General features: G+C 47.2%; 13 protein-coding genes. 1 reads left to right on the forward strand and 12 read right to left on the reverse strand.

What is annotated here, in order from left to right; translation table 11 throughout:
• Positions 1-2: 2 nt before the first annotated feature.
• Positions 3-1,193 carry a nucleotidyltransferase domain-containing protein gene (locus H581_RS0122260; protein ID WP_028611938.1) on the reverse strand — a complete coding sequence of 397 codons (1,191 nt, stop codon included), beginning with the start codon at positions 1,191-1,193 and terminating at the stop codon, positions 3-5.
• A 207-nt stretch (positions 1,194-1,400) separates the two neighbouring features.
• Between H581_RS0122260 and H581_RS0122265 the strand changes: the two genes are divergently transcribed.
• Positions 1,401-2,057 (forward strand): acetyltransferase, encoded by a 657-nt coding sequence (locus H581_RS0122265; protein WP_028611939.1) that lies wholly within the window; start codon positions 1,401-1,403, stop codon positions 2,055-2,057.
• Between the two features lie 12 nt (positions 2,058-2,069).
• Here the strand turns inward: H581_RS0122265 and H581_RS0122270 are convergent, their stop codons facing one another.
• From H581_RS0122270 to H581_RS35030, 11 genes are all read right to left on the reverse strand, one after another.
• The gene (locus H581_RS0122270) at positions 2,070-3,245 is read right to left on the reverse strand and encodes an aminotransferase class I/II-fold pyridoxal phosphate-dependent enzyme (protein WP_425414643.1); all 1,176 of its coding nucleotides are present in this window, start codon (positions 3,243-3,245) and stop codon (positions 2,070-2,072) included.
• Positions 3,246-3,308: 63 nt separating this feature from the next.
• Positions 3,309-3,917: a sugar transferase gene (locus H581_RS0122275; protein ID WP_036719590.1), complete on the reverse strand. Its 609-nt coding sequence runs from the start codon at positions 3,915-3,917 to the stop codon at positions 3,309-3,311.
• Positions 3,918-3,959: 42 nt separating this feature from the next.
• Positions 3,960-4,694 carry a glycosyltransferase gene (locus tag H581_RS0122280; protein WP_028611942.1) on the reverse strand — a complete coding sequence of 245 codons (735 nt, stop codon included), beginning with the start codon at positions 4,692-4,694 and terminating at the stop codon, positions 3,960-3,962.
• 13 nt (positions 4,695-4,707) lie between these two features.
• Positions 4,708-5,781, reverse strand: coding sequence for an EpsG family protein (locus H581_RS0122285; protein WP_028611943.1), 1,074 nt, complete (start codon positions 5,779-5,781; stop codon positions 4,708-4,710).
• On the reverse strand, positions 5,762-6,685 hold the full coding sequence (locus H581_RS35025) for a glycosyltransferase family 2 protein (protein WP_051251215.1): 924 nt from the start codon (positions 6,683-6,685) through the stop codon (positions 5,762-5,764). Before H581_RS35025 ends, H581_RS0122285 begins: the two co-directional genes overlap by 20 nt.
• Positions 6,686-6,708: 23 nt before the next feature.
• Positions 6,709-7,872 carry a glycosyltransferase family 4 protein gene (locus H581_RS0122295; protein ID WP_028611944.1) on the reverse strand — a complete coding sequence of 388 codons (1,164 nt, stop codon included), beginning with the start codon at positions 7,870-7,872 and terminating at the stop codon, positions 6,709-6,711.
• 21 nt (positions 7,873-7,893) lie between these two features.
• Positions 7,894-8,775 carry a UTP--glucose-1-phosphate uridylyltransferase GalU gene (galU, locus tag H581_RS0122300; protein WP_028611945.1) on the reverse strand — a complete coding sequence of 294 codons (882 nt, stop codon included), beginning with the start codon at positions 8,773-8,775 and terminating at the stop codon, positions 7,894-7,896.
• A 26-nt stretch (positions 8,776-8,801) separates the two neighbouring features.
• Positions 8,802-10,628, reverse strand: coding sequence for a polysaccharide biosynthesis protein (locus tag H581_RS0122305; RefSeq protein WP_028611946.1), 1,827 nt, complete (start codon positions 10,626-10,628; stop codon positions 8,802-8,804).
• Positions 10,629-10,945: 317 nt separating this feature from the next.
• The gene (locus tag H581_RS0122310) at positions 10,946-11,611 is read right to left on the reverse strand and encodes a CpsD/CapB family tyrosine-protein kinase (protein WP_051251217.1); all 666 of its coding nucleotides are present in this window, start codon (positions 11,609-11,611) and stop codon (positions 10,946-10,948) included.
• Positions 11,601-12,344, reverse strand: a complete 744-nt coding sequence (locus tag H581_RS0122315) for a YveK family protein (protein WP_051251220.1) — start codon at positions 12,342-12,344, stop codon at positions 11,601-11,603. The genes H581_RS0122310 and H581_RS0122315 overlap by 11 nt, the downstream gene beginning before the upstream one ends.
• A 98-nt stretch (positions 12,345-12,442) precedes the next feature.
• Positions 12,443-12,853 (reverse strand): helix-turn-helix domain-containing protein, encoded by a 411-nt coding sequence (locus H581_RS35030; protein ID WP_084134722.1) that lies wholly within the window; start codon positions 12,851-12,853, stop codon positions 12,443-12,445.
• Between the last annotated feature and the right edge of the window lie 134 nt (positions 12,854-12,987).

The raw sequence follows: 12,987 nt of genomic DNA on the forward strand, positions 1-12,987 counted from the left end.
ATCTAGGCTTGTTCCGGCCGTTTTCGCACTTTCCTCCAGCTCCATATAAAAGGACGAAGAGGAAAATAAAGAAAATGAAGATTTTTAGGGAGCGGTAACGTATTGGCGTCTTCCGGATAGGGATGCAAAAAACTGGCGACAAACTTTATCTTTTGCCTTGTTGTGAGAAGCCCGAATAAATATTTTTTGTGATAGCGGTCTACTTCTTCCGGAATCGGCGGGCTGTGCAAATTTACCATTCTCCTTACGTAGAACATCGCGTCCTCAGCAGACCATTCCGCTCTGCGATCGGATAATAAAGGCTTCATTTCCTCCCGCAGCGGGACAGCTAGCAGCCTGGCCGCCAGCAGCAGTGCCTGACCCCCGATATGAGCATATCGGTGTTCGCGCAGCAGGCGTATCAACTTCGGCCAATCGATCTGTTGGTTAATCAATTGCTTAATATCCAGCAGCCAGCGCAGCCTGGACCACCCATGACGGGCGCCGTGCGATACGAGAAACATAAACAAATCCTCTCGGCCGAGATAATAGATTGGGCGGTTAATGAGCGAGCTTTGACGTCTTCGCTCCCACAAGTCATTAAATTTCGGCTCCTTAGAAGGAGCTGGATTGAGCCTCCAATGAACTTCTGCTTTAATCCTCTTGTCTGGGTGATAGAACGCGAAATGATGATGCCGCCACTTCCAGTCACTCAGCACGGTTTCGATATAATCATCCTTCACATACCCAAGCGAGACAAGCAAGCTCTCCACTTGCTCCAATGCCCCGATCGGTACAAGAAAATCCAGATCACAAGACGTCCTCAATGACACATCTCCATATAAATCAGCAGCGATTACCGGGCCTTTCAGGAATAGCGTGCGAATGTCATGGTCAGAGAACACTTTGGACAACTGCTCCATCTCTCCGCTTAAGGCCAGCATTTGCATCGTGTTGCGATAGTAATCGCGATGAAACATTTGAGTTACGAAAACAGGAATTCCGGTTGTTTTCAATTGCTGCAGCTTTCGATTGATGGATGGAAAGACCCGATGATGCCTCGCTAATTCAATAAATCGGTCCCAATCCGCCTTTTGGAGCATATCCTCTATATCAAATGAAATATCAGCTTGCTGCTCCATGGCAAGGAGCGCGAGCATCAGCCTTAATTCATCGGATAAATCTTCTTTAAGGAGGGCGACGTCGTTATTCATGAATTTCTCCTTCATACTAATGACCTAATAACGAACAAAACTTAAATTTTGTTCTATAAAACGAACACAAATACAGATTATCACCTTATATAATTTCTGTCAATTATCAACTGATTATTGAATTGTAAACTGACAAAACAGACATGATTTCTGATAGAATTAGTATGGCTCGGGGAAATACTAAAAGGCTTAGGAGGATTGATCCTGTTGAAGGACATCATCGTATTTGGCGCCGGCGGCCATGCCAAGGCTGTCATTGATACTATTGAGAAAGCCGGATTATATCGGATCGTCGGATTACTTGACGGCTATAAGGCTGCGGGAACGAATGTATTTGCCTACGATGTGTTGGGGAGCGAGGCATGGCTCAAAACGCAAGGAAAATCAATTCATAAGGGAATCATTGCGGTTGGAGACAACTGGCTGAGAGCCAATATCGCTGCCAGCATCCTTTCCGTTCGCTCAGATTTCACCTTCGTAAGCGCCGTTCACCCTTCCTCCTCTATCGCAAGGGGAGCGACGATCGGAGCAGGTACGGTAGTCATGTCAGGCGCTGTTATCAATAGCGATACAAGCATCGGTGAACACTGCGTCCTATATCCGCATACATCTGTCGATCATGATTCATCCGTAGGAAGCTTTGTCACCTTTGCTCCAAATGCCGTAACCGGCGGCAATGTCAAGATCGGCGATTATGCAGTTGTTTCCATCGGAGCGAAGATCATTCATGGCCGCTCGATTGGCGAGCATACCGTTATTGGTGCCGGTTCTACGGTTCTAACCGATATTCCTTCTTATTCGATCGCCTATGGATCTCCGGCTCGTACCGTTCGTTCGCGTGTGGCCGGCGAGAAATATTTATAATTGCTAAGCCATTTACACATGCTTGCCGGCATATTTGTTCATGACGTCAATGATGCAATCTATGACTCTTGCCTGGTCAGTGGCCGACAAGCTGGAGCCTGAAGGCAAACAGATACCCGTCCGAAATAACTCCTCACATACATTTGCCTCAGCCGTATGCGCATAGAATCGAACACCGGCAAATAGAGGTTGTAGATGCAACGGCTTCCATACGTGGCGTGACTCGATATTTTGTCCGGCTAGCGCTCCAAGTAAGGTCGGGATAGCTACACCCGACACCTGTTCATCAACGGTCATCGCCGTCAACCATCTATTAGACATTGAATTTCCTAGTTCAGGCATAAACTGAATGCCTGGCTTGCACGCAAAAGCTTCCACGTATTTGTCGAACACATTCCTTCTTGCTGCTACCCGATCATTCAGCACTTCCAGCTGCGCTCTTCCGACACCTGCCAACAGATTGCTCATCCGATAATTATAGCCCGTTTGGCTGTGTTGATAATGCTGCGCTGCATCTCTTGCTTGAGTCGCCAGGAACCGTGCTTTCTCAAGAAGTTCCGTATCATTAGATACGAGCATGCCTCCGCCTGAGGTCGTTATTATTTTGTTGCCGTTAAAGGAGTAAATACCGAATTTTCCAAAGGATCCGCTTTGCTTGCCTTTGTAGGTAGAACCAAGCGATTCCGCCGAATCCTCAACAACCGGAATGTCGTAGCGGTTGCATAACTCGAGAATTTCATCCATCTTCGCGCTTTGCCCGTATAGATTGACGACGATAACGGCTTTTGGAAGCCAGTTTTCTTTAACAGCATCCGATAGCGCATTCTCAAGGGCACGGGGAGACATATTCCATGTATCGGGCTCAGAATCGATAAATACAGGTTCTGCGCCTAAATATGTAATCGGATTTGCACTCGCAATGAACGTTAAGCTTGAGCAAAACACTCGATCCCCTCTGCCTGCCTCAAGCAGATGGAGCGCCAAATGAATGGCAGCGGTCCCAGAGCTCACCGCAACTGCGCCATTTACACCGGCATATTCGGCTAATTGATTCTCGAATGCGTCAATATTCGGACCAAGCGGTGCAATCCAGTTCGTCTCAAATGCTTCATTAATATATTTGTGCTCATTACCGCTCATATGAGGAGGAGATAGATAAATACGATTCCGACTATTTTCCTGCACAATCATACACATCCTTAATTATAAATAAGTCGTCTCACCAGTAATCCGACTGCGTACGAGATGGCCTCAGACATCCTGATTCGTTGTATTTCCTTGAAATACCGGCATCGTCACATAGCCTTCACTGCTCACACCTTCTGACCGGATAACTTTCATAACCGTAAGCAGCAATATTTTTAAATCCAGCAGCATGTTTTGGTTTTCTACGTACCATACATCCCGCTTGAAGCGTTCCTCCCATGATGTAACATTGCGGCCATGGATTTGTGCCCAGCCGGTAATACCCGGTCTTACCTCATGCCGTTTCGACTGCTCCTCCGTGTATAGCGGTAAGTATTCCATGAGCAAAGGTCTCGGCCCGACTAAGCTAAGCTCACCTCTCACCACATTCAAGAGCTGCAGAAGTTCATCCAAGCTGAATCTGCGCAAGAAGCTTCCAAACGACGTTAATCTGAAATGATCCGGCAGCAGTTGTCCGTTCTCATCCCTCTCGTCGGTCATTGTCCGAAATTTATACACAAAAAAAGGACGTCCGTGAAGCCCCGGCCGCTTCTGCTTAAAAACTATTGGCGTGCCCAGCTTCAGCCTGACTAGTAAAGCTGTAATCGCAATTACAGGCGATAAAATGATAAGCATCATACAAGAAATAATAAGATCAAATAGCCGTTTCGTCATCAATATAGGCTCCTGTGTATCCAATATCCGCTTAGGTTTACGTTAAGAGAGCAGTTTTCTCATTTTTGAAATCATCCGCGGTCCGACGATTCTGCTTGCGTATCTTTTTATTACACTTTTAAGCCTCACACTTGCAGGCAGCCAAGATTTTGCAAAGTGATGAATGGTATAGCTATCCTCATTAATATAATTCCCGCCGTTAATATAATCGTAGGGACTGAAGTACGTTCTCGGATAAAAGGTAACACCGTTGCTCAGCACCTGATATTCGCCATTGAGCTTCAAACCATGCTTTCCGCAGAGTTCGGTAATGACGGTTGTATTCGTTGTAAGATCATAATCCCCCTCTCCCCTTCGAAAGCTTCTGCTGTCGTAGTTCTCCAGCAGCTCTTTCATCCATGGATGTCCTTTGGCTGCCCCCATGGTTCCTGATTGAAGATACGTCTCATCCTCAAAGCCCGAGAATGCTTCATGTTTAAGAAACGGATCAAGCGGCTTAATAACCTCGACATCCGTATCCAAATATACGCCTCCATAATGATAAAGAGCATGCAAGCGCACATAATCGCTGACAAAAGCATACTTTTTGGCCTCATAGGCTTCCTTCACATAACGGTTCGCCGAAAGATCGAAGTTATCTTCGTTCCACTCGATCCATTGATAATCGCCTATGCGCATCTTCCAGCTGTTCATGCACTTGATCATCTTCCTTGATTTCTCTCCTCGCCCAAACCAGCAATAATGCAAAATACGTGGAATTTTTTCCTCTGTCTCCACTCATCTGCCTCCTTTAAAATGGCCATACTAAATAATCGCTTGTATATCGAAGGCCCAATATCATCTCATTCTCGAAATAGAAATAAAGAAAATAAAATACGAGGATTGCCAAATAAATAAACTTTTGGTCCTTCGGACGAAAAACCTTAACAAGCCAGCCTATAAGGATCAATTGATATAGACTGAAATAAATATTCATCCTTGCGAAAATCCAGTTCTGCGTAGAAATAACCATAAGCGCAAAGCCGACAATAGTAAGATTTACAATAATATCGCTTTTCGGAAAGATTAGCCGAAGCTTTTCTCTACCCAGAAAAGCGATAATGAGCGGTAGACCGAGCACAATGACCCGTAGCACGCTTGCTCCGCCTTCCTCGAAGCTCGCATAGTCGCCATACTGCGTATCTTTGAGCGCGCTAAATAGAAGCTCCGAAAATTGCTGAAATCCCATGACTACCAAAATAGCAAGAAATAAAAAAAGGAATGTAACGCCAGTCCATGCCTTGCGCCGAACAATGAAATACAAAGGAATCATGATCAGAGCGCTCTGATGGATAAAGGATGCAAAGAGCACAACCAACATGTAGGTCTTCCATTTGCCATCAAATAGAGATTTGGTTACCGCAAATACCATCGCCGCTGCTAGAAACTGTCTGACGCCGTTCATCGAAACGATAAAAGCTCCAGAGGTTATATAAATATAGAGGCTTAAGTCAAGTTGCCTTGAATACTTATATAACACTGCAACTATTAATAGATTCGTTATCATTGCTGTGACAAACAACAAGATTTGAGGGTCGTTTGAGATTTGTTTCAACAGCATTTGCAGTAAACCGAAGCCGATATCCTTCTTCTGAATAATGGATCCCCAACTAAAATCATCAACCCGATAGGAATGTATATAGAAGACGGTATCGCCAATATTATTTCTTAAGCCTGCTACAAGCACAAGTGTCAACGCCGCTCCAGCAGCCAAAACTTTGTTCGGTTGAATGGATGTCAAGCCGGCACTAGTAGAGACAGAAAAATACCTCGCAAAAATAGCGCAGAGAAAAACGACTAATAAGCTAAGCCATAGGATAGTCATTTGTTGTTCCTTTTTGAGGGATTACCCCTTTTGTTTTTATCGAAATATAGCCATACAACATCAAGCCGAGCGGAATGGCCAATATCGTGAGCCACTTGAAGGGGACCTCATTCAACCAGTTTTTATTTCTGGAAATGATGCTGCTGGATACGTAATGAACCGCTTGCCGGTATCGGAAAGCCAAACTTCCGAAAGGTAACTTCATAAGCTCCTTGCGATAGAACGCAAATCCTTTCGGATTTCTGCGGTATTGCTTCAGCATGTTTTTAGTGGAGCCGTCAGGCAGATATTCTACAATACATAGAATCTCGTGCATAATCAGCAGTTCATATTTCTGATCAAGCAGCAAGTACTTCCAGTTCAGTCCTACATAATTCTCGCTTTCAAAAAGAGGGTAAGGATTATCTTTCACAAGTTCGGTTCGGTAAATAAGTTTTTTATCTCCCTTCACTCCATGCTTATAATATAGATCATATAGCGTCGAGCTCTTCATATGCTTTGGTAATTCCGTTCCGATAATTTGACCGTTCGTATAGGCATCAAGGCCAATGAAACCGCAAACCTTGTCGCTGCGATGCTTTTTCCAGAATGACACGATAAGCTCAACCGCGTTATCGGTCATATAGTCGTCGGAATCGATACATACGTTCAACTCCGTCTCTATATGCTCATAAGCCGTATTATGAGCGCCATGCATTCCTTGGTTCTGCTGCCGATAGTAGCGTATAGGCACTAAATTATCTCTTATCCATGAGTTTACTAACGATTCAGTATTATCCGTTGAACCATCATCGACAATGAGCCACTCGAAATCCTTAGACGTTTGACGCTGCAAACTTTCATATAATTGATGCAAACAATACGCACGGTTAAACGCGGGCGTAAATACAGTCAATGTTTTCATTTAGCACCTCTGTTGAAAAAGAATTATTGGACCGCCCACTCAAATCTCTCCAATCCTTCTTGCGACTGCTCCATAATCGGCTTATAGATTCCGCTCAATTCCTGCTTCACCTGATTCAACCCGTACTTCTGCACGCTCTGCAGGCTTCTGCTTCCGAGGCGGCGTCTCAGCTCGATCGACACGCTTAGCTGCTTCAGTCTGGCGGCGAATGTCTGCATATCTTGCGGCTCAACGATAAAGCCATTCTCGCCGTCCTCGACAAGCTCGGCGTGCCCTCTGTTCCGGACAGCGACGATCGGAAGGCCGCAAGCCATCGCCTCCATAAGGTTAACGGGCAGCCCCTCGCGAAGACTGGATGCGACCGCGACGTCGCAGATCGGCAGCAGCCGGTCGATATCCCGACGGTAACCAAGGAAGCGGATCATGTTCTCCACTCCAAGCCGGGCGGCCAGCTCGCGGCATGACTCCAAGAGGGGGCCCTGCCCGGCTAGCAGCAGTCTGGTATGCGGCACCTGGTCCTTGATGGCGGCGACCGCACGGATGAGGAGCTGATGATTTTTGTTTTTATTAAACTCAGCCGCATAGAACATCAGGAAATCGTCGGTCCGGAAGTCGAGCTCCTGCCGAAAGCGCCATCTCTCGATCTTCGGCATCGGCTTGAATTGCGCGGTATTCACGCCAACGCCGTGCACCTGTTCGATTCTGCGTGCCTTGAAATTTCTCGATACCGCAAGGTTATAATCTTCGCTGTTAATCGTGATCAGGCAATCGGTATATCGCGAAAGCCTCTTCTCAATGGGATAATACAGCGCCCAGTTCAGCAGCGGCGCCCCTTTGCAAAAGTGGAAGCCGTGAGCCGTATAGATGACTTTTGTCCCCCTCCGTCTCGTACCTTGCGCAGCCAGGCGGGCCAGCACGCCCCCCATAGGGGTATGGCAATGAATGATCTTGTAGCTCTGTTCATTGACGATGGATTTGAGCTCGCGATACGCCTTCACGTTCATTAGGCGAAACGGGGACCGTGCGAGCGGCAGATTATATTTCCTGTCAACGAAAGGGAGGTCCATATCCCCCTTCGCGGCGACATGAACCTCCCATCCTTGCTGTTTAAACCATTCCATCATCGGCAGGTGGAACGCCTTGAAATGATAATCAACGGTTGCGCAAAACAATATTTTATTCGCCATGGATAACCATCCTATACCAGCTTATTTGCGTGCTGCTTCCCGATCCAGCATTTGCGACAGGTAGTCTAACAGCTCATACCTCAAATCGTCCCGCTGCAGCGCGAACTCTATTGTCGTTTGGATAAAGCCCATCTTCTCACCGACATCATACCGCTTGCCTTCAAATTCATAGGCGTACACGGCTTCGGAACGATTTAAGGCCGCGATGGCATCCGTCAGCTGAATTTCGCCGCCTGCGCCCGGCTGCTGATTGGCCAGTACGTCGAATATCGACGGATTCAGTATGTATCTTCCCATTATAGCCATGTTCGACGGCGCTTCTTCCCTTGCCGGCTTCTCGACAAGATGTCGGACACGATGGAACCCCTCTTCCATTCTCGTACCGTCGACGATCCCGTAGCGCGACACCGCCTCATCCGCGACGCGCTGCACGCCGATAACCGACGTACGGTATTGCTCGTATTTCTCGATCATTTGCTTCATGCATGGCTTATCCGCCGTGATGATATCATCCCCCAGCAGCACCGCAAACGGTTCGTCTCCGATAAATTTCCGCGCGCACCAGATCGCATGGCCAAGGCCTCTCGGCTCCTTCTGGCGAATATAGTGGATATCGACCATATCCGAGGATTTCCGCACTTCGCTTAACAAATCGAATTTATGCTTCGCCGTCAAAATTTGCTCCAATTCAATCGAATTGTCGAAATGGTCCTCAATCGCCCTTTTATTTTTGCCGGTTACGATAATGATATCTTCGATCCCCGACGCAATCGCCTCCTCGACGATATATTGAATGGTAGGCTTATCGACGATCGGCAGCATTTCTTTCGGCATTGCTTTCGTTGCAGGCAGAAACCTGGTCCCCAGGCCCGCTGCCGGGATAATCGCTTTTCTTACTTTCATCGGCTTCAACCGCTCCTTTACGTTTGTTATCCAGTAACCGACACATATCCCGGTAAAACAACAACATTATTTGCAAGATCAAGCAGACGAATGCGCAATTCCGCCTTGTTCATGCCGCTGAACTCCTGAATGATTTCTTCGATCTCCTCAAAATAGACCTCCATCGACTTTCCGATGTAGATTTTTGGGTAGACCTGCTGTTCATTGATTTCATTGTCCTTGAGCATTTCTTCAAAAAGCTTCTCGCCAGGCCGGATCCCGGTATATTGGATGCCGATCTCTTCTACCGTATAACCCGACATGCGGATCACGTTTTGCGCAAGATCGGTTATTTTCACAGGATCGCCCATATCCAGCACGAAGATCTCGCCGCCCTTGGCAAGCGCTCCGGCTTGAATAACGAGTCGAGACGCTTCCGGAATGGTCATAAAATACCGGACCATATCGGGGTGGGTTACCGTTACGGGTCCGCCTTTCTCGATCTGCTTCTTGAAGAGCGGAATAACGCTTCCGCGGCTGCCCAGCACGTTTCCGAATCGCACCGCCACAAACTTTGTCTGACTAACCCGGTCCATATGCTGAATGATCATTTCGGCTATCCGCTTCGTAGCCCCCATGACGCTTGTCGGATTAACCGCTTTATCCGTTGAAATCATGACAAAGGTTTCGACGCGGCTCATGCTCGCCGCCTTTGCCGCGTTCAAGGTGCCGAGCACGTTGTTCTTGAAGGCCTCCTCCGGATTCCGTTCCATCAAAGGCACGTGTTTATGGGCCGCGGCATGATAGACGACCTGCGGTCGGTGAGACTGCATGACCTGCTGCATTTTGACTGCGTCCTGAAGATCGGCGATTTCGGTTATAAATTGAATATTGGTATGGCCGTACAGCTCTTTCAGCTCCATCTCGATGGAATAGATGCTGTTCTCCCCATGTCCGAGCAGGATCAGCTTATCCGGCAAAAACTTCGAAATCTGCCGGCACACCTCCGAGCCGATCGACCCGCCCGCCCCTGTTACCATAACGACCTTCTGCGTCACATAGCCGGATATGCTGTCGATGTCGAGCTCCACCGGCTCGCGGCCGAGCAAATCCTCCACCTGCACGTCACGGAACTGGTTGACGGATACTTTTCCCGTAGCAAGGTCCTCGAGCATCGGAATAATTTGCGTTTTCGCTTTTGTCCTCGCGCATTCCGTAAATATCGTATTCAGCTGTTTTTTATTTAAAGACGGAATCGCAATCACGATATTATTGACATTATAATTTTTCGCGATATCGACGATTCGTTTCACTCCCCCTGCGACCGGAATGCCCATAATGTCAAGCTTGTGCTTATTAGCGTCATCGTCAACGAAAGCAACCGGCAGCAGCTCCGGATCGCTGTTGCTCAACAGCTGCCTGGCAAGCATCGTGCCTGCAGATCCCGCGCCGACGATAAGCGTCCGTTTCCGCTGTCCCTCGTATTTATGATAATGCCCCCGCAAAATTCTCCACGATAATCGGGACCCGCCGATCAGCAGCATATGGATCATCCATGTAACGGCAAGCAGTCTGAAATAGACGTCTTGAACGATGATTTGTTGGATAAGCGCCGCCGTTACGATCGAAAGTGTGACGGACCTCGTAATGATCAGCAGCTCGCCGACGCTCGCATATTCCCAGGCCTTCTTATACAGCTTGAAATAGAAAGAAACGAAATGATGGCTTAAAAGCAGCGTAATGGAACTGATCACAATCGGAAACGTTACGACGTCAAGCGAAGCTTCCAGCAAAAACCGGCTGAAGAAAATAGCCGTCAGTACGATAATCGAATCCATTAAAATCAATAACGATAACCTTTGCCGATATGTCAAAGAATGTTCACCCTTTCCAATATATACGTCTACAGCGTGCAGAATTAAAACGGCACCCTCACTAGAGGGTTTAACTAACAGGTCTTATAACAAAACCTCTTAGTTAAAAACTCTAATGCTGAGCCTGGGGCATCTAACCCATCCTCACGCCACACTCTTGACGACTTGCGTCTAAGGTTTCCATAAACCCACAGCATGGCCGAGTGCCTCCGTTGATAGCGGTGAGGAGACATTACCGGTTCGTATTCCTTTTGCAAGAAAGTTGTGCTTTATTAAGAACAACTATCCGAAAAAAAAGCGCTATCCGATAAAAATCATCAAACGCTTTTCTTGTTCAATATAACGCCAAGAATATTTGCTTTTGCAAACAGCAGCGAACGTTTGGCTTCCTTCGCCTGCCCTTCCTGCGTCTTCCCGCTCTTCAGCAGCAGAATAACGCCGTCGCATTTATTAACAAGCGCATTCGTATCCGGAGTGCCGAGCACCGGAGGACAATCGAGCAGCACCATATCGTAATGGGAGACCGCGTACTCCATGACGTCAGCCATAATCTGCGAATCCAGCAGCTCGGTCGTATTAAAAAAACGTTGTCCGCTCGGCAGGATGTCAAGACTCTCGACCTCCGTATTATAAATGGCTTCGCGGACATCGAGCTGCTGCCCCAGCACATTCGACAGGCCCGGAGAGGTTTGTACGCCGAAGATCTGATGCAGGATCGGGTTTCTAAAGTTGGCGTCTATCATCAGCACCCGGTCGCCGCGTTGTGCCGTACATACAGCCAGATTGACCGTTGCCGTCGATTTCCCCTCTCCCTCGTTCGGAGAGGTTACCAGCAGGGAACGTATCTTCCGGCCTTTGGAGGCGTATTGAATATTGTTCCGGATGGTCCGGAATTGCTCGGCAACCGATCCATGCGGATTCACATAGGACAGCAGACTTCTATTGACGAATGATTTTGCCGCAATTTTCCGCTCACGAACCAATGGTTTCACCCCGCGCTATGACGCTTTTTTGTTTCTTCGATTTTCTGGCATAATCTCTTTTCTTCATACGGGACACTTGGCCGAGCATCGTTAAGCCGAGAAGCTCCTCAATCTCCCGCTCCGACCGGATCGAATCATTAAGGGAATCGAGAAAGAAAATCAAGCCTATACTCAGAACAAGTCCCGCGAGGAATCCGGCATATACCACTGTGTTGCTCTTCACATTGATGGAATCAGGATTCGCCGCCGCTTCCGTCAGAAGTTTGACTCCGCTGACGCCCAGCGTCTCCGCGGCGACCTGACGGTAGACAGACACAACGGTGTTCGCAATTTCTGCCGCAAGCCCGGGATCCCCATCAATGACGGACACGACGGTAACAAGGGATCCCTCCACGCTGTCCACCCTGATCTGGCTTCTGAGCTGCCCAACCGATCTGTTCAGCTCCAGCCTTTCGATCACCTGATCCAGAACGACCGGTTCGCGGAACATGATCCGAAGCGTACCCATCATTTCCGCGTTCGCTACAACGATCATGCGCGTGGATGCGGAATAAACCGGCGTTTCAGGCCTCGAATTGTACAGGCCTGCCAGTACGGTGAAGGCCAACGTTATAAGCATAATCAACCAGAGCTTCTTTCGAATGACGGCATAAAGCGCTTTGATGTTGATTTCCTTTACTTTTTCCTTTTCATTTCGTACCGTTTGAGAATTTTCCAATTGCTTTCCATCCATTTGCACACCTGCCAACTTTGTTTGTTATAAAGAACAATAATCTAATGATAGTTCTTTATATAGAACATGTCAATATGGGATTTCCTGTTTTTCTGCCGCTAGTTATCGATATGAAGAATGATAATATTCGATGTTTTCTTTTTCTCGGTCATACTGTTACCCGCTTCCGCCCTGCTTTCCTTCCACATATTCGAGCGGATCAAGTCCTTTAATGCTTGAAAGTCGCCCTTGCTCATTCCTTCGTCTACCGCATTCTTAATGAGCGAATGCCATTCCTCATCCAAAATTTCTTCTTCGTGCATTTTTGGTACATTTTCTTTGCCGAGCAAATACTCAATGTTAGAATCCAAAGGAGCCGCGATTTTTGCCATCACTTGAAGAGAGGGGTTATTTTGCATATTTCGTTCAATATAGCTTAAATAAGATTTGGAAACGCCTGCAAGGTCCGCAAGCTTCGTAATCGATAAGCCCTTTTTTTTACGTAAGGTTTTTATTCGTTCCCCAATCATAAAATTCTCCTTCGACCAGAATAGATCATACAGATCATACATTTCCTATTACAGTTGAGCTATGTTTTGGACTTTATAACAAACGATAACCTTATTTTAGTTCTTTAAAGAGAACAGGTCAATACGATTTACTC

Source organism: Paenibacillus harenae DSM 16969, assembly GCF_000422465.1.
In the GTDB taxonomy this organism is placed as follows: Bacteria; Bacillota; Bacilli; order Paenibacillales; family Paenibacillaceae; genus Pristimantibacillus; species Pristimantibacillus harenae.

What these genes read in the sequence shown, in the direction of transcription:
- H581_RS0122295 (WP_028611944.1), bottom strand. Translation starts at nt 7,872, where the DNA reads ATGGCGAATAAAATATTGTTTTGCGCAACCGTTGATTATCATTTCAAG.
- H581_RS35025 (WP_051251215.1), bottom strand. Translation starts at nt 6,685, where the DNA reads ATGAAAACATTGACTGTATTTACGCCCGCGTTTAACCGTGCGTATTGT.
- H581_RS0122260 (WP_028611938.1), bottom strand. Translation starts at nt 1,193, where the DNA reads ATGAATAACGACGTCGCCCTCCTTAAAGAAGATTTATCCGATGAATTA.
- H581_RS35030 (WP_084134722.1), bottom strand. Translation starts at nt 12,853, where the DNA reads ATGATTGGGGAACGAATAAAAACCTTACGTAAAAAAAAGGGCTTATCG.
- H581_RS0122285 (WP_028611943.1), bottom strand. Translation starts at nt 5,781, where the DNA reads ATGACTATCCTATGGCTTAGCTTATTAGTCGTTTTTCTCTGCGCTATT.
- galU (WP_028611945.1), bottom strand. Translation starts at nt 8,775, where the DNA reads ATGAAAGTAAGAAAAGCGATTATCCCGGCAGCGGGCCTGGGGACCAGG.
- H581_RS0122275 (WP_036719590.1), bottom strand. Translation starts at nt 3,917, where the DNA reads ATGACGAAACGGCTATTTGATCTTATTATTTCTTGTATGATGCTTATC.
- H581_RS0122315 (WP_051251220.1), bottom strand. Translation starts at nt 12,344, where the DNA reads ATGGATGGAAAGCAATTGGAAAATTCTCAAACGGTACGAAATGAAAAG.